18 protein-coding genes and 1 tRNA gene are annotated in these 20,583 nt (G+C 43.1%); 8 read left to right on the top strand and 11 right to left on the bottom strand.

Features of this window, described 5'->3' with window-relative positions:
* Positions 1-17: 17 nt before the first annotated feature.
* A tRNA-Val gene (locus LDX50_RS26120) sits at positions 18-92 on the bottom strand.
* 241 nt (positions 93-333) lie between these two features.
* Between LDX50_RS26120 and LDX50_RS26115 the strand changes: the two genes are divergently transcribed.
* Positions 334-1,884 carry a beta-N-acetylhexosaminidase gene (locus LDX50_RS26115; protein ID WP_225699234.1) on the top strand — a complete coding sequence of 517 codons (1,551 nt, stop codon included), beginning with the start codon at positions 334-336 and terminating at the stop codon, positions 1,882-1,884.
* An 84-nt stretch (positions 1,885-1,968) separates the two neighbouring features.
* On the opposite strand, the gene LDX50_RS26110 is transcribed toward LDX50_RS26115, so the two are convergent.
* The 3 genes from LDX50_RS26110 to LDX50_RS26100 form a co-directional block, all read right to left on the bottom strand.
* A complete protein-coding gene (locus LDX50_RS26110) occupies positions 1,969-3,360 on the bottom strand; it encodes a DUF1254 domain-containing protein (RefSeq protein WP_225699233.1) in 1,392 nt (463 codons plus the stop codon).
* Between the two features lie 16 nt (positions 3,361-3,376).
* On the bottom strand, positions 3,377-4,804 hold the full coding sequence (locus tag LDX50_RS26105) for a DUF1254 domain-containing protein (RefSeq protein WP_225699232.1): 1,428 nt from the start codon (positions 4,802-4,804) through the stop codon (positions 3,377-3,379).
* A 137-nt stretch (positions 4,805-4,941) separates the two neighbouring features.
* Positions 4,942-5,514, bottom strand: coding sequence for a TetR/AcrR family transcriptional regulator (locus tag LDX50_RS26100; protein WP_225699231.1), 573 nt, complete (start codon positions 5,512-5,514; stop codon positions 4,942-4,944).
* Positions 5,515-5,728: 214 nt separating this feature from the next.
* Between LDX50_RS26100 and LDX50_RS26095 the strand changes: the two genes are divergently transcribed.
* The 3 genes from LDX50_RS26095 to LDX50_RS26085 are packed head-to-tail and all read left to right on the top strand — an operon-like array spanning position 5,729 to position 7,650.
* Entirely contained in the window at positions 5,729-6,577 is an 849-nt protein-coding gene (locus LDX50_RS26095) for an alpha/beta fold hydrolase (protein ID WP_225699230.1), read from the top strand.
* Entirely contained in the window at positions 6,567-7,064 is a 498-nt protein-coding gene (locus LDX50_RS26090) for an RNA polymerase sigma factor (RefSeq protein ID WP_225699229.1), read from the top strand. Before LDX50_RS26095 ends, LDX50_RS26090 begins: the two co-directional genes overlap by 11 nt.
* Positions 7,057-7,650, top strand: a complete 594-nt coding sequence (locus LDX50_RS26085) for a hypothetical protein (RefSeq protein WP_225699228.1) — start codon at positions 7,057-7,059, stop codon at positions 7,648-7,650. Before LDX50_RS26090 ends, LDX50_RS26085 begins: the two co-directional genes overlap by 8 nt.
* A 6-nt stretch (positions 7,651-7,656) precedes the next feature.
* Here the strand turns inward: LDX50_RS26085 and LDX50_RS26080 are convergent, their stop codons facing one another.
* Both LDX50_RS26080 and LDX50_RS26075 read right to left on the bottom strand, forming a co-directional pair.
* Positions 7,657-8,703, bottom strand: a complete 1,047-nt coding sequence (locus tag LDX50_RS26080; RefSeq protein WP_225699227.1) for a serine hydrolase domain-containing protein — start codon at positions 8,701-8,703, stop codon at positions 7,657-7,659.
* Between the two features lie 113 nt (positions 8,704-8,816).
* Entirely contained in the window at positions 8,817-9,218 is a 402-nt protein-coding gene (locus tag LDX50_RS26075) for a hypothetical protein (protein WP_225699226.1), read from the bottom strand.
* 127 nt (positions 9,219-9,345) lie between these two features.
* On the opposite strand from LDX50_RS26075, the gene LDX50_RS26070 reads away from it, so the two are divergent.
* Both LDX50_RS26070 and LDX50_RS26065 read left to right on the top strand, forming a co-directional pair.
* Entirely contained in the window at positions 9,346-10,293 is a 948-nt protein-coding gene (locus LDX50_RS26070; RefSeq protein WP_225699225.1) for a glucosaminidase domain-containing protein, read from the top strand.
* A gap of 220 nt (positions 10,294-10,513) precedes the next feature.
* On the top strand, positions 10,514-10,990 hold the full coding sequence (locus tag LDX50_RS26065) for a hypothetical protein (protein ID WP_225699224.1): 477 nt from the start codon (positions 10,514-10,516) through the stop codon (positions 10,988-10,990).
* A gap of 5 nt (positions 10,991-10,995) precedes the next feature.
* Here LDX50_RS26065 and LDX50_RS26060 read toward each other — a convergent pair whose 3' ends face one another.
* The 5 genes from LDX50_RS26060 to asnB all read right to left on the bottom strand — a co-directional run bounded on the left by LDX50_RS26060 (position 10,996) and on the right by asnB (position 17,465).
* Positions 10,996-11,856 (bottom strand): FkbM family methyltransferase, encoded by an 861-nt coding sequence (locus tag LDX50_RS26060; RefSeq protein ID WP_225699223.1) that lies wholly within the window; start codon positions 11,854-11,856, stop codon positions 10,996-10,998.
* On the bottom strand, positions 11,853-13,310 hold the full coding sequence (locus tag LDX50_RS26055) for an oligosaccharide flippase family protein (protein ID WP_225699222.1): 1,458 nt from the start codon (positions 13,308-13,310) through the stop codon (positions 11,853-11,855). The genes LDX50_RS26060 and LDX50_RS26055 overlap by 4 nt, the downstream gene beginning before the upstream one ends.
* A gap of 82 nt (positions 13,311-13,392) precedes the next feature.
* Positions 13,393-14,112 carry a glycosyltransferase family 4 protein gene (locus LDX50_RS26050; protein WP_225699568.1) on the bottom strand — a complete coding sequence of 240 codons (720 nt, stop codon included), beginning with the start codon at positions 14,110-14,112 and terminating at the stop codon, positions 13,393-13,395.
* Between the two features lie 486 nt (positions 14,113-14,598).
* Positions 14,599-15,618, bottom strand: coding sequence for a glycosyltransferase family 2 protein (locus tag LDX50_RS26045; RefSeq protein ID WP_225699221.1), 1,020 nt, complete (start codon positions 15,616-15,618; stop codon positions 14,599-14,601).
* Positions 15,619-15,632: 14 nt separating this feature from the next.
* Positions 15,633-17,465: an asparagine synthase (glutamine-hydrolyzing) gene (gene asnB, locus LDX50_RS26040; protein ID WP_225699220.1), complete on the bottom strand. Its 1,833-nt coding sequence runs from the start codon at positions 17,463-17,465 to the stop codon at positions 15,633-15,635.
* Between the two features lie 169 nt (positions 17,466-17,634).
* On the opposite strand from asnB, the gene LDX50_RS26035 reads away from it, so the two are divergent.
* Both LDX50_RS26035 and LDX50_RS26030 read left to right on the top strand, forming a co-directional pair.
* Positions 17,635-17,961 (top strand): PadR family transcriptional regulator, encoded by a 327-nt coding sequence (locus tag LDX50_RS26035; protein ID WP_225699219.1) that lies wholly within the window; start codon positions 17,635-17,637, stop codon positions 17,959-17,961.
* 2 nt (positions 17,962-17,963) lie between these two features.
* Entirely contained in the window at positions 17,964-20,561 is a 2,598-nt protein-coding gene (locus tag LDX50_RS26030) for an ABC transporter permease (protein ID WP_225699218.1), read from the top strand.
* The last annotated feature ends 22 nt before the right edge of the window (positions 20,562-20,583 follow it).

The raw sequence follows: 20,583 nt of genomic DNA, 5'->3' as shown, positions 1-20,583 counted from the left end.
GGCTTGTCGTTTTGATGTGGGCCCTGTTGGATTCGAACCAACGACCCCCTGCTTGTAAGGCAGGTGCTCTGAACCAACTGAGCTAAGAGCCCGATTTCAGAGAATAGGTGGTAGGGAATAAGTAATAGGTCATTCGCTACGACCATTCCTCTTTTGAAATGGGAATGCAAATGTAACACTTGTTTTTATTTGCGCAAATAAAAAACAGAGAAATGTAAAAAATGAAAACTAATCCCATCATGCTGTTCCATTTTACCACTTGTAATACTTCAGTCGGTTCGCATATTGTTTTTTTTTAACTTAGCGGAATTACTTCAAAGACATATAATCAATATGAAATCAACCCTGCTTAGCCTGTTAATCTTATTGTCCGGCCTGATCATGGCCTCCTGTGGCAAACCCCGTCCGCAATTGGAAACACCCAGTGACCTCGCTGCAAGTCCAGTTATACCACTCCCGGCTAGTATGACATCCACCGGTGGCGGCTATTTCCTGGATCAGGATACGGAGATTTTTATTTCCGATTCTTCAGCCATGCTGGCGGCCGGAGCCCTGCAGGACGTACTGAAAAATCAACTGGGAACTACACCTGCCATCGTAATGTCTTCGGATCCTGATGAGGAAGGAATCGTACTTCGCCTGTCTGAAGATAATAATGGCGCTGAAGGATATTCAATCAGTATTACCGAAGATCAGACCGTGATCTCTTCGGCCAATCCTGCCGGATTATTTTATGCTGTTCAAACCCTGAAACAGGTCATTGTCAACAATGAAAAATTAGTTTATTTCCCGACGGGAGAAATCACCGATGCCCCGGTATATGAATACCGTGGAATGATGCTGGATGTCGCCCGTCATTTCTTTACGGTGGAAGAGGTTAAAAGAACGATCGACTACCTTGCATTCTACAAGCTTAACTACCTCCATCTCCATCTTTCCGATGACCAGGGCTGGCGCATCGAAATTAAAAGCTGGCCAAAGCTCACCGAGATCGGCGGAAGCACTGAGGTAGGTGGCGGCCCCGGGGGTTTCTATACCCAGGAAGAGTATAAGGATATCGTGACGTATGCCGCAGAACATTTCATAACCATTGTGCCTGAAATCGATATGCCGGGCCATACCAATGCAGCCCTCGCGTCATATGCAGAACTTAATTGCGATGGCAAGGCGACAGAGCTTTATACCGGAACAAGGGTAGGATTCAGCACGCTTTGCACCGATATGGAGCTTACGTATGAATTCCTGGATGATGTGATCGGTGAGATCTCGGCCATCACCCCCGGCCCGTATTTCCACATCGGAGGAGACGAATCCCATGTAACACCCATGGAGGATTATATCCCGTTCATCGAAAGAGTTCAGGAAATTGTAAAGAAACATGGCAAAATATCTGTGGGCTGGGATGAGATCGCGAATGCGAAGTTGCTGGAGGGTAATATTGCACAGTGGTGGGCCAACGCCGAGAATGCGAATAAAGCACTCGCACAGGGCGCGAAACTGATAATCTCACCGGCCAACAAGGCATACCTGGATATGCAGTATGATTCGACCTCACAATTCGGATTGCACTGGGCGGCCTATATTCCGGTTGATTCGGGCTATATATGGTCGGCCGATAAGCTGGTACCGGAAATTAAGCGTGAGAATATTTTAGGAATTGAAGCACCGCTCTGGTCGGAAACCATTTCCGAGCTGGATGAAGCAGAATATTTGATGTTCCCGAGATTGCCCGGTTATGCGGAAATTGGCTGGACTACGGAGGACAAGCGCGACTGGGAATCGTACAAGCCCCGGCTGGAAATACACAGTAAGCTATGGGAGGATATGGGAATCGATTTTTATCGAAGTCCTCAGCTTGAATGGAACAACACGAACGAATTGTAATTCATCCCTGACTTGATACTTATGCCTTCGCCTGATTTATATCGGGCGAAGGCAATCCATTACAGTTTAAGGATACATGTTTATCTACCTCTTTTTTACCGCCGGCGGCGCATAGAGTGGATCAAGGCCTTCTTCTTTCGGCCAGTAGAATCTTGACTGCAGGGAGAATAAGCCATCGTAGGCCGGCAGCCAGTTGGTTTCCAGTTCTTTACCCGGACTGTCTTTTTGGATATAAATATCAAGCGAACCGTCTTCATTGAATTTCATTCCCCCGGTGGCGCTTCCGATCTTGTATCGGTTAATTGCGTTTTCAACGAGAAGTTGAGCTGGAAGCCTGTACATGGTCATTGACCAGAAGGCATTAACCGGGGGTAATTCATCACTTTCAAAGTGAAGGATGTAATTGTGCTTCGATCCGTCCAGGGGTTCATTTTCTGCATCCAGTGAGGTTTCAGGGTAGAAAGCTTCCTCAAGGTCATTTCCCCATAGTCCGAAATAGGCTGCAGCGGCTCGAGTGAGATATTTTCCCTGCATGGCTTCCCTGTCCCCGAATGCTCCGGCAACAAGCTGCCATCCGTTCTTTCTTATTCCCAGGTTTTCCGACTCCAGCTTTATTTTTTCCATAGCTCTCTCTATGCCTCCATTGATTGCTGCACGGGTTTCCTCATCCAGGCTTTCTGCATTGAAGGGTACTCCCGGCCCAACTCCTATTTCAGCGAATTTGCTGAATAATGCTTCTTCACTTGGATGGGGTTCCATATAAGACATAAGGGCATTGAGATAGCCAATAAAATGTTCGTTCTGAATCTTGACCGGATCAAAAGGGGGTAGTTCGGGCATATCTGAAGTTGATGTGTTTTCAATTCCCAGGAGTTCATTCAAAGACTTCACCTGGTAATGGCTCATTACTTCCTGCGCCTTTTCGACATCCGCAGGACCGAATACCTGCGTCCTTCCGAGGGCCAATAAAAACTGACCTTCCGACCGAAATACTTTTGAAATACCGTCAGGAATTTCACCCTTCCAATCCGGGCCCGCAAACAAGTAAGCACCTTCCTCCAGTCCGGTCGCCCGTGAACCGATGTAACCGATATTATGGGTGTACATATCGATGAGCTGAAATGAATAATAACGGCCATCGGTGATTTCCGGTACTTCAAGGATGTAGGGTTGATTTCTCAGGTCAAACCACACAGCTGAATAAAAAGTGTCATTGTTGGGTCTCACAATAATAGTATCCTGTGGTCCCGATAACTCAGTCATATTTGTCAGCACATTGAAAGGGGCTTCATAAGCGCCTGATTCTTTATACATCGCCATGGCGAACATCATTTTGTAATGTTCCAGCATAGGGTACGCAAAGGTGTATGCCTCCTCAGCTATTTCACTGATATTAGCTGACTCAGGTTTTTCCTGTGGTTTTGAGCAGGAAAACAGTATTGCGCCTGCAAATAGGTAGAGAACTATTTTTTTCATGATTTCAGTGAGTTAATTATTCACTTGCCCTTATCAATGGCGGATTTTTCCACTTGCCTTCCAGCGCCTCATCTTTTGGTCCGTATAGTCTCATCACACAATAAAACGGGCCATCGGGAGCTGGCAGCCAGTTGGATTCCAACGCATCTCCGGGAGAGTCTTTCTGTACGTAAAGTGTAAGTGATCCGTCGTTATTAAATACAAATTGATCCATATTACTGGTGTTCAACAGATACCTTTCCAGTTTATTATGAATAAACAGCTGGGTTTTGCCGTCGTACATGCTGAGTGACCAGAAGGCCTTTACAGGAGGGAGCTGATCCTTCTCAAAGGTGATAGTATACTTATGTTCAGCCGCATTATACGGGACGCCGGGCGCTTCTGCCAGGTAAGTAGGATAGATCGCCTCAAATCCTGAGTTTCCATAGAGGCCTGTTTGGGCGGCAGCGGCACGAAGGAGATAAAACTCATTAAGTTGAAAATTCTTGCTGGCGCTTTGGGTAAGAAATTCACGTGTTCCGAAAATCTTTGCACTCATCAGCGGGTCTGTTGCATCGGCAGCGATGAATTGTTCGATCTCGGAGAATCCGTTTTTTACTCCTTCCTCAATAGCAGTTTGAATTTCCGGATCAAAACGGCTGATATCAAACCCTTCTTCAGTTCCAATGCCCAGACGGGTGAACCGCGCTCTCAGGCCTTGTTCTGCCTCAACGGGAGTGGCCAGGTTAAGCATGACGTCAAGGTATCGGAAGCCAGAGGCTGTGAACTGATCACCCTCATTCCATTCAGGGAATTGGTCATCGAAAATTCTTTCCGATTCTTTTTCACCGTTGAATTTGCTCAAACTTTCTAAGTTATAATTCTCCTGAATACTCTTCACGTTCTCCATGTCTTCAGGACCTTTTAATTGCGTTCGCACTACTACGAAGAACAGATCTGTTTCACATTCAATCGTATCGCTGATGCCCTGAGGTACTTCGCCGTCCCAACCCTTGGGGGCAACTACGTAGGAACCCCCGGAATTTCCCGTGCTCAGAGTTCCCAGATATGCGAAATTATGTGTGTACAAGTCCACTAACTGGAAGCTGTAATATCGGTCAGGCTCGATTTCAGGAAGCGTCAGAACCTGCGGTCCGTTCCTCAAATCAACCCAGAACATACAATATGGCGTATCGGAATTAGGTGTTACTACAGCTTTGTCCTCCGGGGTAAAGAGCCTTGCAACACAGCTTATCTGGTTGAATTTGCCCTTGTACTCCGGCGAATTTTCGTCGATGGCGTACATGTACATCGTCTTGTAATTTACAATCATCGGGAGACCGTAGATGTATGCTTCTTTTGCAATGTTTCGAGCCTCGTCGGCGGTGAGACCCTCTTCCTTCTGTGAACATGAACCAAGGGAGATAATTGCGATAATAATAAAATATGGTAGGGCCTTTTTCATCTTTTCTGAAAGGATTTTGTTGAATTCGAGGAATAATTTGTCTCTTTGAAGTTAGCCATTTCCAGTATTATTTATTAGACATGGCTGTACAATGGATTCATCAATATAAACCTGTGATACAGGCAGAATACGGATTACTATTTCAGCACCTCATACAGATCGGATCGAATGAGTTTTTGAACAGATTCGATGATCTCCATACTATGAGACATGAGGGTTTCAGGTGAAAGATCGTCTGGGTCGAGCCTTGAATACCAGGCTTCACCGAGCGTGAGCCATAAATTTCGCACCTCTTCTTTATCAGGATTAATATTCAGATGATCGGCAAACAGGTTCAGCGCAAAAGCGTCTGCGGTTGCCCCATATGACTTCAGGAATAAATAGTTATAGGCAGGTATATTTCTGTGGTGAAAAAGCTGAAGGCTAAATTTCAGCGGAAGCGTATATTTTCCCAGTTCGTCATAAAGGTCGGGGATCAGTCTTTTGCAGGTTATTTTTCCATACTCATTAAAATCCTTGCAGATGGTCCAGTGATATGATAGTAATTCATCAATGAACATGGAAATATCGCCGAAATAGTGGTAGAAAGACGCCCTGGAGGAATCAAGTACCTTGCTGATGTTGTTAATGCTTAGATTATCAGGACCAAATTCGGCAAACTGACCATACCCTTCAATCAACCATTTTTCCCGAGTGGATTCAATGTTCATATTTAAAGAAGAATGCTTCATCCCGGGTTTCCTGATTCATTTTGGGTTTTCATTCGATGAAGATAACCAATCATCAATCAGATTTCAAACTACCGGAGGATGGTTAACTGTTCATTTCAGGTTATATGTACTTATAGCCAGGGTGTATACGTGGATTTTTCCAAATCCCCCTGTAACAATTCGCCGGTCTTTGCATCCAAGCAATAAAAAGACCATGAAAAAGCTTACCTGTTTACTATCGCTCCTGCTCATAATAGTCGCAGCCTATTCACAGCAAAACCCTTCCTTTAAATCCGAGATCATGGGTACTGGAAACGCCGTACTGATGCTGCCCGGATTTACCTGTCCGGGAGAAGTATGGGAAGAAACTATAGCCAATATTGCTACTGATTATGAGTATCACATCATTACCTATGCCGGGTTCGGCGATGTGGCACCCATCGAAATGCCCTGGTATTCGACCATTAAAAAAGAGCTGCTCGAATACATTGATGAGCAGGACCTGAAAGGGATTACCATCATCGGGCACAGTATGGGCGGAAACCTGGCCGTGGATCTGGCAGCCAGTGTGCCCGAAAAAGTATCCAGGGTTATCCTGGTGGATGCCATACCCTGCATGCGGGAGCTGATGATGCCTGGAATATCGGCCTCGCAGATCCAGTATGAAAGTCCGTACAACCAACAGGTACTGGATATGAATGAGGAAGCCTTTGAACAAATGGCGGCCATGATGGCTCAGAATATGACCGCAAGCCAGGAGAAAAAGGACCTTTTGAAATCCTGGATCCTGAAATCCGACAGGGAAACCTATGTATACGGCTATACAGATCTGCTCAAACTCGACCTTAGGGAATCACTGAAAGAAATTACAGCACGTGTCCTGATTTTAGGGGCTTCATTCCCCGACAAAGAAATGGTGATGCAGAATTTTTCGGATCAATACCATAACTTATCCGATAAAACCATTTTGATCGCACCGGATAGCAGGCACTTTGTGATGTATGACGCTCCGGAGTGGTTTTATGAACAAGTGAATTCTTTCCTGGCCAGCAATGAACTCTGAGAATAAGAAGGTATTTGAATCTCTTTATCGGGAATATTTCAGAATGGTATTCCAGGTGTGCCTGGGGTTTGTGAAAGGTGATAAACCCCAGGCAGATGACCTTTCCCAGGAAGTATTTATCAACGTCTGGAGTGCTATTGATAAGTTCCAGGGAAAGTCCTCCTACAAGACCTGGATTTACAGAATAACCGTCAATACATGCCTTCAATTTCTCAGAAAGGACGGCAAGCGAAAGACCGATCCGATACCCGATACGGGGTTTGAAATTGCAGCCAAAAATGACGCTGCAAATCCGGAAGAGCAAAACGAGATGCTGTACCGGGCCATCGGGAAGCTTGAGGAACTCGAAAGGCTCATCATCATGATGATGCTGGATGAACTCGCCTACGATGAGATTTCAAATGTACTGGGAATCACAGAGGGCAACCTGAGGGTAAAAATCCATAGAATAAAAACGAAGCTAAAGAATTTAATGAGTCATGAATAATCCATTTGAAGAACTTCAATCCAGCTGGAATAAATCCCGGCAGGAAATCAATACTGACCAGCAGAAGATTGATTTACTGATATCTTCTGCAAGGTCGAAGCAGAAAAGCAACCTGTATTTTTACTACGGGAACATCGCCATTCTGGCTGTCACCGTACTTGTCCTGATCGTTGTCTGGCAACTGTGGATGCCTTTCCGGGAACAGCTCAGCAAGATCGGGATTGGGGTTATGATCGGTAGTCTTGTGCTGCGGATTATCGTAGAAGTATTCAGCACATTGAAATCAAGGAAGATCAACCTGCTGGATACCGCAGTTGATTCCAACGAGGAACGCATCAGCTACTACCAGTTTCGTAAGGCAGTTCATGGGCCGGTCACCATCACACTGATAACTACCTACCTGATCGGATTGCTGATGATCATGCCTGAGTTGAATATGTATATTTCAACTTCATTGCTTGTCATTTTTATGGCTGCATTTATTTTGAGTGGCTTGTTCATTATTTACAAGGTTCGGCAAAGCATCAAACAGGAAATGGAAAACCTGCAGTTTTTCATGACGATCGAACAGGAGCTGAAGGGGTAGAGGTTTCTATCCCTGCCCGTTTCTGAGGATTTCAAGTATTCGGTTATATACCATTTCAGAGGTAGTCCAGGTTTCTCCGCCGCTGGTGTTTACAAACTGAATTACCACAGCATCGATATCCTTGTGATATCGCGCGATACTCTGATAACCGGGCAGGAGGCCTGTATGTCCGAATTCATAAACGGAAGAGTAGACTTCCTGTTCCGGATCATTTAATAGCGTACCGTTATTTAATGCCCTGAGAAATTTTCCAACATCATCTATGGTCGCCACCATGGAGCCTCCCGGACATGTATAATCATTCAATTTGATATCATATTCGTATCCTACAAAATAACCGCTCATGACATCATCGGGGTTCACCTCGCTTAGTAAACTATAGGTGTTGTTCAGGCCGAGTGGTTCGAGGATCTCGTTTTTGATATACACATGATGGCTGTAGCCAAGCGTTTTGTCCAGGATTTCGCCAATGAGAAGGTAATTCGTGTTGGAATAACTGTATTTTTCATCTGGCGGGAAGTCTGCCGGGTCATCCAGTACAAATGCCAGCATTTCCAGGTTGGTTTTGGGAAGGTCATCCCATGGGAAATCAGGATCATCCAGGAAATTGGGAATACCACTTCGATGCTGCAGTAGCATTCTTAGCGTGATGGATTTCGAATTTTCAATTCTTCCCGCATATTCCGGCAGGAGATCTGCCAGCGTATCATCAAGGTGCAGACTATCTGCTACAATCAGTTTTGTCGTGGCCACAGCAATATATAATTTGCTGATACTGGCGATTTTGAAAAGCGCATGAGGATCAGCCGGGATTTTATTCTCCCTGTTTTTCCAGCCGGCGGCATAAAATTCTGGTTCCCTGTTGCCCTGATCAACATAAACGATGATTCCATCAAACCCGAAATCTACGGCATCATTAACCTGTTCCTGAACAGTGCCGGAGCGCGGTGAGGCCCAGACCCAAAGGATTTTCCATGGAATGAAATACAGCGAACCTGCGATTACCAGTATTGGAATGAGGATTTTGAGAATTCGTTTTGATTGTTTCCGCATTTTTGAGCTCAGTATTTTAGGAGGTGAAATGATACCAGTATGCATTTTTAAAAGACTCCTACTTGATTTCAAAGATACCTGATTCCCGGTCGGTACACTTTTCAATCCATTGTCTACCTGTAATGCATGGTGGGCCAATCACAAGCTGACGCCCAGTTGATCATTTCATCTGAGGAAATAATCTCATAGAATTCTATAAAATCTGCCTGGCAATTGACGATGATTTCACTGTCTTCATTATGTTCGAGGTTTACAAACGTCCGCCCGTCCTGGTACTCAAAATCATAAATACCGGCACTCACAATTGTCTCGTCGGTCAGTATCCGCACCTTTTCAAAAGTTGAATCATCGTAAAGCGTTATATTCTCTTCGAAAGAGATATCTGTGGTTGTTGAAGTGGGCGTTGAGAATTTATAAAGCTTCCAGGTTCTGTTATTGTCCAGGTTTTCCCCCTCATCCTCAGAGCAGGAAATTGCTAAAGAAAAGATTAGGAGAAGTAATAATAGTCTTTGCATAACTTTAAAAATAAAGATCTTTTTAGAATTGGTCCAACCATTCTTTTAAATATTTCGGACTGCAATCTTATATTATTACCTTGTTTATGTACTGATCATCATGAATACGTTCTTAACCTCAGATATAATGAAAACCATTCTAGTTTTACTGTTGGCATTGCCGCTGATGTCATGCAGCCCTGAAGAAAAAAAGCAGGCCGAGATCCCTGATGTGGTAGTAGAGAAAGCTGCGGAAGGTCGTGATACGGTTATTTATGAGATTGCATCTTTTCAGGAAGCCGCAGATCTGATTGCCAGGTTGAAATATACGCCCGAAGACTGGCAGGCGGGTATCCGTGAAATTCCGAGGCTTACCTGGATTAAAGTCCCTGAACGTTGGAGGACAACCACTTCAAAAGAAATTGAAGTCAAAGTGAAGAAACAAATATTCTTTCGCGTACTTGCTCCTCTTACCCTTCAGTGTAATGAAGAAGTACTGGAGAATCGGGAACGTTTACAATCAATGCTCAAAAGACTTCCGGAGGGGATCAATTCAGATGAAGAAAACTGGTTGAGGGAAATGGCAGCAGCCTACCGGGTAGAATCAGAAGAGATCAATCAGCAGTTCTTCCAGGAGCTTCTCACCAAGGTTGATGTTATTCCGGTTTCCCTGGCACTTGCCCAGTCGGCCGAAGAAAGCGGATGGGGTACTTCCCGCTTTGCGGCAGAAGGGAATGCGCTGTTCGGTCAGTGGGCATGGGGAAAGGATGCGATGAAACCAAAGGAACAACGGGAGGGAATGGGTGATTACGGGTTAAGAAAGTTTGATACTCCTATTGAATCGATGGGTGCCTATATTCATAACCTGAATACTCACCCCGCCTACGCAGACCTGCGGAAACGACGTGCTGAATTGCGGGAAGCTGGTAAACCGATCACCGGACAGGAACTTGCGAATACACTCACCAAATATTCAGAAAGGGGTGCGGAATATGTGGAGACACTACAATCAATCATGCGTGTGAACCACCTGGCACAGGCTGATGAGGCATATTTGAGTGATGGCCCGGTGATTTTGGTGGTGCCTGTTGAATAGTTGATTTTTATGGTCCGGGATATCTCAATGCATCAGTGGTACCTGAATCTATCTTACCGTATTTCACTGTGAATTACTACTTTTCTTGTGGTATCAGACTTACCTTAAATATGCATTGAGGAAAGAATAGATCCTCAGGTAAATTGATCTGCTGAATTTCGTGAATAAAGGCATTATTCATGTTATCCATACTATTGAATAACGACTAAATCATTAAACTATGAAAACGTTTAAGACCAGTATCGCAGCCCTGGTGATAGGGTTCGTTTTTCTGTTTCCAAGTGAATCGAAAGCACAATCCAACTGGGAAATTGGCGCGCGTTTTGGGGATATCGCCTTTGCCATTGATGCGACTATACCAATTGCTGCAAAACCAAGATTACATCCGACAATCTATATTTCAAATCGATTTGGTGTTGGCGGATATTTCGACTGGATGTTTGCCCTTTCGGGCGGGCCTAAAGGATTGAAATTTTACCCTGGGTTCGGTCCGGAATTTTGGTTTGAAAATAGCTTTGATTTTCACATTGCCGGCGACTTTGGTATGGAATATTCATTTGATTTCCCATTAACGGTTGGTATCGACTGGAGGCCCGGCTTCAGAGTTACAGAAGGCTTTAAGTTCAAATCAAGCAATTGGGGTATAACCGCGAGGTTCCGCATTGGGGAAGGCGTGAAATTTCAATCGGCAGATTGAAATATTTAAAAAGCGGCAAGGATATCTGTATGCATGTTATCAAAAGTTGAATTTTCATTCAGCGGGCTTGACGTGCGAATGTCAATCACTGATGTATATCCCAGTTTTTTGATCGTATGATATAATTCAGCTGCCGAAGTTCCCTGTTTTCGCAGCGTGTGATCACTCATTTCGACAAATAGTCTGGGTTTAAACGAAGAAATCACACCTCGTGCCCCTTTAAGGGCATTTACTTCAAAACCCTCTATATCAATCTTGATCAGATCAATCTTATTCAATTCATACGGTTCAAGGATATTGTCGAGCATGTTAATTTCGATGCCTGTTTTACTTTTACCACCCGATCGTGCGATCGTATTAGACCCTGCATTACGTTCGTTAACGGAAAATTCGGCATGGTAAACACTCTCACCTACACCTGTCTGAATGGGAATGATGTTCTCAAAACTATTGGCGGTAATATGCCCGACCAGCCGTTCATAGGTAGGGGGGAATCCCTCGATTGCATATATCTTTCCACGTGTGGCCTTTCGGGCCATATTCATTGACACTTCACCAATATGAGCACCCACATCGATAATAATATCATCTTCCTTCACGAGATCGTATAAGAAATTTTTGGGGCGTAGTTCCGCAGTGATTCGCCAGTAAATACTCCAGTTGTTGAAACTTGCCAGGTCAAGCTTGTAAGTGAGTCCATCAATTGTAACTTCCCTTAGTTTTCCGCCAGGATACATGTCGTTGGTAGGCACCAGGTGGATCAGGAAATTATCAGTCCCTGTATAGGAGATCACCCATCTCAGGATTCCTTCAAGTGGGCGTAGAGAGAATAATCGCTTTATCGTTGCAGAAACCCAGTTTTTCATTTGAACCGATTTAATACCGGAAACTTATTCCGCACCAAAGCAATGAAATCCGTTTCAATTATGCCCAATTTCCATAGCATAAAATAGGAAGAAATTATTGCACCTGGTACAAGAATCAATAAGAGTAAATTATAGGGCAGGATAAAATATATAAGACCAAATAGACTGCTGCAAAGGACTGAAATCAATAAGACCCTGAGTAGGATCCCGGGGGAAAATACTTCTTCCAGTCGCGCATTAAGTACTCTGAGCCCCTCCCGGAACAGTAAGGCCATCAGGATAATGTTGCTCAGCAGACTCGCTGCCGCCGCACCATAGTAGTTGAATGTTGGGATCAGAAGATAGTTTAGTGCTATGTTCAGTAATAGGGACAGGAGTGAAATGGTGAAAATGGAACGGGTTTTCGACGCCGCTACTAATACATCCTGGTAATTGTTAACGCGAAAGAACAGGACCAGGTTGAAGATGATGAATACCCCTGCGCTGTCAACGTATTTGTCTGATAAATATAAAGGAATCAATACCGGTGCAAATAACAAAATACTACAAATGATAGGGAAGGTTGTGTAGGAACTGAAGTGTATTACCCTTCTTTTCAGCAAGGTCATTTCCGAACGTTTATCATTGGCTTCCAGCTTTGATAATTCCGGTAATACGATCGTGGCAATGGAAGTGAAAAGAACACCAATGAAGGGGATGGCAATTGTGCCGTTATGAAAAATGGCAAAGTCTTCTGTTGATTTCATGATGCTCATCATAACCCGGTCGGTCTGGTTGAACAGGACCAGAATAATACTGCCCATTCCGAGAGGAAGAGCAAGTTTCAGCTGGTATTTTGCACCTTCCCAATCGAAATGCCAGGGCCGTAAATATTCGTTCGGCAGGCAGTAGAAAGTTACGAGGAACATAAGTATATCAATTGCAAGCAATGCGACAAAACAGAGATATACTGAGTTAAAATACTGAATACAAACGAAGAGTGACAGCAGTTTCAGGACGTTGAAGAAAACCGATATTCTGGCCAGCGTCCGCACTTTTTCTGCATGGACAAGAATACTGTTCAGGGTAAAAAGACCAACTTTAAACGGAAGTGCAACGGCTATCAGGGTGAGCAGGGGTATTAAATCCTGATTGGAATAGGCATTTGCAATTTCCGACCTGAAAAAAAGTAGAACAAGTAAGCCAAAAACTCCAAGGCTCACTACAGCGTTGAAATTATTCCAGAATACCCTGTTTTTTCCGGATGGCTTAGCCTCAAGACTTGTAAGAATTACGCGCGCCATTCCCAGCTGTAAAATACCAGCGCAAAGAATTCCCAGGTATAGCGCCTGGTTATAGGTACCATTATCCTCAACGGAAAGGCTTCTGGACAGGTAGGGTGTGATCAGAAAGCTCGCAAGGATATTGATTACCTCAGCACCAAAAACAAATGTGACTTTCTTTAGGATTGACATTTTCTCAAGCAGCCGTATGAATCACTATGAGTTAAAAACAATAATAGCCATTCTGACTGTATGGGTCATACATGATTTCCTATTATTCTTTGTCTTCAAATTTTTTCAGGTGAGTCAGAATTTGCTCCATTTGCGAGCCAAGTGTGTACTTCGAGAGGAAATCGGTGTAAAGCGATTCTTTGTCGATAAGATCAATTTTTCGGTTTTGGTAAAGATAGATCAATTTTTTACTGGCGGCTCCTTTTACGTGTACATCATAAGTGAACCCATTCCGGCCATCCTCGATAATTTCACCCAGTCCATCGACACCAGACGTAAGCATTACTGACCTTTGCATGAGACCTTCGATCGCTACGTTTCCGAAACCTTCCCTGAGCGAAGGAATAACAACCAGGTTACAGTTTTTATGCAGTGACAAAAGCGTATCATGGGGTATTTCCCCGAGCAGGTAGACGTACGGGTTAATATTTAATTTATGAATTTTCTCTTCAATTGCGGTTCGTTCCGGCCCGTCGCCTGCAAAAATCAGCGCAACTTCGTATGGCTGTAATTTCAATGCATTCAAAAATTCAGCGAATTCATCCAGAAATTGTAAGTGGCCTTTTTTAAAATGAAATCGGCCAGGTATTAATATTTTGAATTCTTGGTCAATGCTATATTTTTTTAATAGTTCGGTTGCTTGGCTGCCATCAATTTTCTTTATGGGCAGACTATTTGGGAGACACAATGTATTGGTAGTATGATGTGTAGACTCTATGTTTTCTTTAACCGCTTTAGAAATGAATATTGAAGAATTATCCATTTTTCTTGAAAGGAATTTATTTATACGATCGTATATCCTGATCGCAACTGAATGATGTGGAGTGTAATGAATATCCCTGAAATAACAATGTAGTTTAACTTTTGGACGAAATAGCTTTAAAATTCTTCCAATCAAATGTGATTCTTCAAGCACCAGAATTAACTGAATGCTTTCTTTCGGTGGAATTATATCGAGTAATTTATTTATCATATAGGGGACCTTGGTAAGAAACCTCATCCCTAATGTATCATTTGGATTCTCGCTGAATAAAAATATTTGATCAGAAGGGATCGATAGTGAAGAAAGGTTCTTGATCCTGTTGCTCAAAACGACCAGCCCACAATCCACGTTTTGCCCATTTAGGTAGTTTAGCTGATTAATTGATTGAAGCTCGGCTCCGCCGGTCTCAAGTGAAGGAATTATATAAATGATCCGCATAAATCAGTCATTTCAGAGCAAGATCGGAATTTTGCAGGGAAATCATAGTTATGAAAGCAGGAATCGCTTAAGCGTGAAATAGGCCTTGTTCCCAAAAGTAGCAATCATCAGAAATCGGGTAGATTCTTTTAAAATTTTCCTGAAGGACATAGACGCACGTGCATCATAAAGTTTTCTAAGGGCAGAAATTCTTCTCCCCCCATATAATTCTTTGAGATATTCTAAAAATGCCAGGGATCCGCGCTGGATGTGCCATTCTTTTTTACGCTCTGGCATAAGTCTTTCCAGCATTTGAAAAGTATAAAAAACGGTGGCGTAGCTTCTCTCCAGGGTTTTAAATGCCGATACCAGTGACTGGGTGTTGCCGCTTGAATTCTCTCCATAAACCCTGTAGTAAAAAAGAACCTCGTCTAAAAAGTAAATATGTTGCTGAGGATTCGTTGCAATGATGAAAGCCACCAATGGCTGGTCCTGATGACTTTTTCCAATGAGCTCAGACCCGGTTTCTAACAGGAATGATTTAAATTTGGTGAGATTTAAAACATTCCTCCGGATAGAAAAAGCACTTCCAAGCCAGACTCCTTTATAGCTCAATATTGATTCTTTAAGTATGCTGGATTTTTGTATGTATCCTGAATCATTGCTGGTGCCGATCCTTGCCAAATTTTTGTGGGTTTCATCAATAGTAGCAAGTGGATTTGAATCACGATCAATCCATTTGTAATTATGGGTTACCATCATGACATCTTCATGGCGGTGATAAATTGCCATGACTTTTTCAATCTTAGTTTTTCCCCAAATGTCATCGCCATCAAGAAACAGGAGAATATCGCCACTGCTTTTGTCGATAGCCGAAAGAATGGCCGGAAGCACACCTTCGTTGGTCTTTTTATGGATGTAAATGATCCTATCTAAGTAGTTGCGAATTTTTTCATCTGAATCATCCTTTGATCCGTCATTTACTACGATGATCTCATCCGGTTGAACAGTCTGTGCAAAAACAGAATCAATCGCCTCTTCTAAAAAATTTTCAAGATTATAAACAGTTATAATTACAGAGGTCTTCATTCTGAAGCAGGATATTATTTCGTTTCAGTACCCTTTGTTAAAGCCATTTGTACTAGGATTAAAACCCAAAGGCGGTTGTAAAGATAATGATCACCATTATCAAATCGTTTTATCAACTCATTAATCACATTGAATTTGAAGATGCCGGTTTCATTTATCCGCGTTTCATTCAGATAATCATCAATCAGGTAGTGTAAATCTTTTGTAAGCCAGCGCTGGAGAGGAACGGCAAAACCCCACTTTGGTCGGTTAAAAAGCTTTTGTGGTAATTCATCAAACAGCACCTGCTTCAGAAGGTATTTCGATTGGCCATTCCGGAGCTTCATATTAAGAGGAAGTTGTTGAGTAAATTCCACAATCCGGTAATCAAGAAGAGGTACACGCACCTCTAAAGAGTGCTTCATACTGGAATGGTCAATTTTCATCAACAGATCATCCGGGAGATAATACTTTAAATCAAAATAAGCCTGCTTTTGTGCTGCCTGATCAAGATTATCATGGAATAGTAATGTTGCAGAACCAGGGGAGAGCATCAATTGAGAAATTTCTGAATCTGAAAAAAAGTATTGTTCCTGTGAAAAAATGTGTTGATAAAAGTGCTGTTTATCCGGGATTTTAAGCAATTCTGCCACACGTTTGCTTCGATTATCGCCCTTCATGGCCAGTAGTGAGGCTCCAAAGTTTCTAAAATTATAAATAATTGGATTACTAAGACGATTTGCCCATCTATATGAGTTATATCCCATAAATTGTTCATCGCCGCCGTCCCCTGATAATGCAACCTTTACCTGCTCGCGAGCAATTTTTGAAACGAGCATGGTCGGAAAAGTAGAACTGTCTGAGAATGGTTCGCCATACAGGTCTAATATACTGCCTACTTCATTGATGAGATCTTTTTCAGAATATACGTAGGAAGTGTGTTCGGTGCCCAAATGCCTGGCAACTGCCTCTGCATATTTGCGCTCATCATATTTCGTATCCTTGAATCCGATACTGAATGTCATCAGCTTCCCGGGACTGTGCTTCTTTGCAAAAGCTGCAACTATGCTTGAGTCAATGCCGCCACTTAGAAAAGCTCCAACCGGAACATCTGCAATCAGCCGATACTCAATTGAAGAAGATATAAGGGCTGATAAGGTTTCTTTCGCTCTTTTTTCATCCGTCCATTGAAATCCTGTTCCCGGTTTCTTCAATTCCCAGAAAGGCGTTACCTCAATGCCGTATTTAGCAGAATAGATAAGGCAACAACCGGGAGGCAGTTTTAAAACATTAGAATACCAGCTATAGGGTGAAGGAATAAAGCCAAGTTGTAAAAAATCTGGAATCACCGACTTATTTACCTTAAGCCCGGGCAGCAGAATTTTGAGAGTGTTTAATTCTGAAGCAAAAGCAAGCGATTTGCCATTATGAAAATAATATAACGGCTTAATTCCAAGGCGGTCCCGATAAATATGAATTGATTTTTCCTCATTATCCAGAATCGCCATCGCGAACATCCCATTACACTCATGTATGAAATCAGTTCCCTGAAGGATGAATAACTTCAGGACGATTTCTGTATCGGAGGTGGTTTCAGTTTCAATGTTATATTTTGCCTTAAGCTCACGAAAATTGTAGATTTCACCATTGTAAACAATGGTATACCGACCATCCGGAGAAGTCATTGGCTGATTGGACCGTTCATTCTGATCGAGAATAGTGAGCCTCGTGTGGCCAAGCCCGATTTGGTCTTCTTTAAAATGGATGAATTGTTGATTATCAGGGCCACGATGCTGCATACTGGACACAGCAGCCCTCAAGCGATCGTTTTCTATGCTGAGATTGTAAAAACCTAAAATGCCGCACATACAGCTGTAATTTGCGTAAACGTAACCATTTAGAGAAATTTAGACATTCGTTCAGTTGGTATTTCTTTGAACAACCTTGTTATCATAACCTCCATTTAAGTTTTTTAACAAACTATTGCTTATTTCTGTGAACTTCATTTTATTTGTTAACAAAATATAAGCATATACTATGTCAAAGGAATTTCTGGGTGAATTTGAAGAGATCATTCTCACCATGGTTGCCGCGCTGGGCGATGATGCCTATGGAGCAGCGATCACGGATGAGATTGAATTACGCCTGAAGCGAAGTGTTAAGTTGAGTGCCGTGCATGTCACCTTATACAGGCTGCAGGATAAAGGATTTCTGAAATCCCATATGGGTGGGGGTACGAATGAACGCGGTGGCCGCCGGAAGCGAATTTATACGGTCACAGATGCCGGTATGGCTACTCTTCAGGAGCTGAAGGAAAAACGACTGCTCCTTTGGGGGATGGTACCACAACTGAAGATTTCCTGATCATGAACCAAATACATGAATTGCCTTCATTGCTAACGCGTTTTCTCCGCCTGGTTTGCCCTGATTCCTTGTTTGAGGAGATCGAAGGCGACCTGATTCAACGATATAATAAGGACTTGCGCACAAAAAATAAGGCTCGCGCTTCAATCGGATTATGGTGGAATGTCCTTTTCTACCTGCGCCCCGGCATACTCTTTCGGAACCGTATCCGGAGCCTCATCTCATTGCACCTGTTGCTCAATTATTATAAAACAACCAGCAGGATTTTGATGCGTAATAAGTTATTCTCATTTATCAATATTTCAGGACTTACCATCGGTATTACCAGTGCCTTTCTTCTTTTTCTGTCCATTTGGCAGGATTTTACATATGATAATTTCCACACCGATGCCGATCGCATCTATACAGCTTACAACCGTACTGTGATTGATGGGGAAATATCAGCCTGGGACAATACTCCCAGGATACTCGCACCGTCGATTCGGGAACAGTACCCGTCGGTGGAAAAGTCGGTGAGCTTTGCTTCATACCAGTCACCGTTTTTATTTAAGGTAAACAGTACTCACATTATTAACGAGGCCGGTGTTTTTACTGAACCTGACTTTCTTGAAATATTTTCATTCCCGCAGCTTCAGGGTGCAAGTAAAAAAGCATTGGATGATCCGGCTTCTATCATCCTGACGGAATCATTTGCGAAAAAACTCTTCAGGGATCAGCCTGCCCTTGGAGAATCTGTCACTATTTCCAGTTCCGGGTATGACTTTGAATTTAATGTCACGGCAATTCTGAAGGACCTTCCTGAAAATTCGCAATTCTCATTCGATTATCTCCTGCCATTTTCATTTCTGGAAAACCTTGAGGGGAGGGACGAGAACTGGAAGAATAATTCTGTTCGTACGTTTGTTAAACTTCGTGAAGGTGTTGCACCAGAGGATGTGAATGTTCAACTGGCATCTATCGTACAGGAGCATACCCGTGATGCCAGGGACCCAGAAATATTTTTATACCCTTTTCTGCGGACCCACTTGCATGGTCAGTTCGAAAATGGTGTTGAATCCGGCGGGAGAATAGTAATCGTGAGGATGCTCATCCTTCTGGGTATATTTCTGCTAGGTTTAGCGGCTATAAATTTTATTAATCTTAGTACCGCCCGTGCAGCTAAACGGTCGAAGGAAATCGGCATACGCAAGGTAAATGGAGCAAGGCGATCGGCGCTTATTGCCCAGTTTCTCACAGAATCCCATATTCTCACCTCCATAGCTTTTCTGCTCTCAATCCTTCTGGTATATCTACTGCTTCCTTTATATAACCAGCTTACAGCGAAAAATCTTGAGATCCCGATCACAAGCGGCTGGTTCTGGCTTGCGGCATTTGGGATCACTACAATCCTTGGATTGCTGGCAGGTTTTTATCCGGCACTTGCCTTATCAACATTTAAGCCTTCAGTTATCTTTCGTGAGCAGGTCTCCGTCAGAGGTTCAGTTCTGCGCAAAGGACTCGTCATATTTCAGTTTGGTATAGCCGTAACGATGATTTTCTCAGCAGTTGTTGTTCAAAAGCAGATACGGTTTGTGCAAAATCGAAATTCAGGATATGATAAGGAGCTCCTGATTTACCATAATCTTCCTGAATCTCTGAACCGTTCGTTCGAGGCCTACCGGCACGAACTTAAATCAATGGGATTGGCCAGTTCCGTATCTGCTTCCGCATCCGCCATAACAGACCAGTGGTCCAACACCTATAATATTGAATGGACCGGAAAGGATCCTGAAGATCGCGTTATTTTTCAAAGGTTCGTAATTGATGACCAGATGGTGGAAACTGCCGGATTTAATATTACCAGTGGTAGAAATCTTGACTTTGCATCATATCCATCCGATTCAAATGCAATTCTTGTGAATCAGGCTGCTGTCGCTGAAATGGGGATGGATGATCCGTTGGGTGAATCCGTTAAGGATGGCGACAGGGAATGGACGATCGTTGGTGTGGTGGAAGATTTTGTTACCAGATCTCCCTTTGAAAAGATGCAGCCGATGATACTTTATCCGGGATCCGACTGGAATAGCATTGTTCATATACGTCTCGCCCCAAATCAGGATATTTCTGCGCAGATGGAACAGGTTGAAGAAATTTTTGAAAAATATGCGCCTGAGTATCCGTTTGATTACCGTTTTACAGATGTTGACTATGCCAGAAAATTCTCTGGAATCAAAAAAACAGAAATGATCGCGCGGCTTGCAGGATTTATTGTAATACTGATTGCCTGCCTCGGATTGTATGGATTAACACTTTACATTGTTCAGAACAGATTGAAGGAAGTAAGCATCCGAAGGATTTTTGGGGGTTCAGTTGGAAGTATTATGAAATTACTGGGATGGAAATCAGTGAACCCCATTATATGGGCCATTATTCTTTTCAGTCCGTACGCCTGGTTCAGCATGAAATGGTGGTTGCAGTCCTTTGAATATCGGACAACGCTTCAGGTTTGGGAACTTTTGATCGCTGCCGGAATCCTGTTGGTCATTAGTATTTTAACAGTTGGTTATCAGATATGGAATACTTCTGCCTCAAATCCTGCAGAGGTTCTGCGCAATGAATGAGGCCTTAAATATTTCGAAATTT

The organism is Fulvivirga sedimenti (assembly GCF_020328055.1).
The sequence above is the reverse complement of the archived record's forward strand: the minus strand, read 5'-3'. Positions and strand labels throughout refer to the sequence as shown.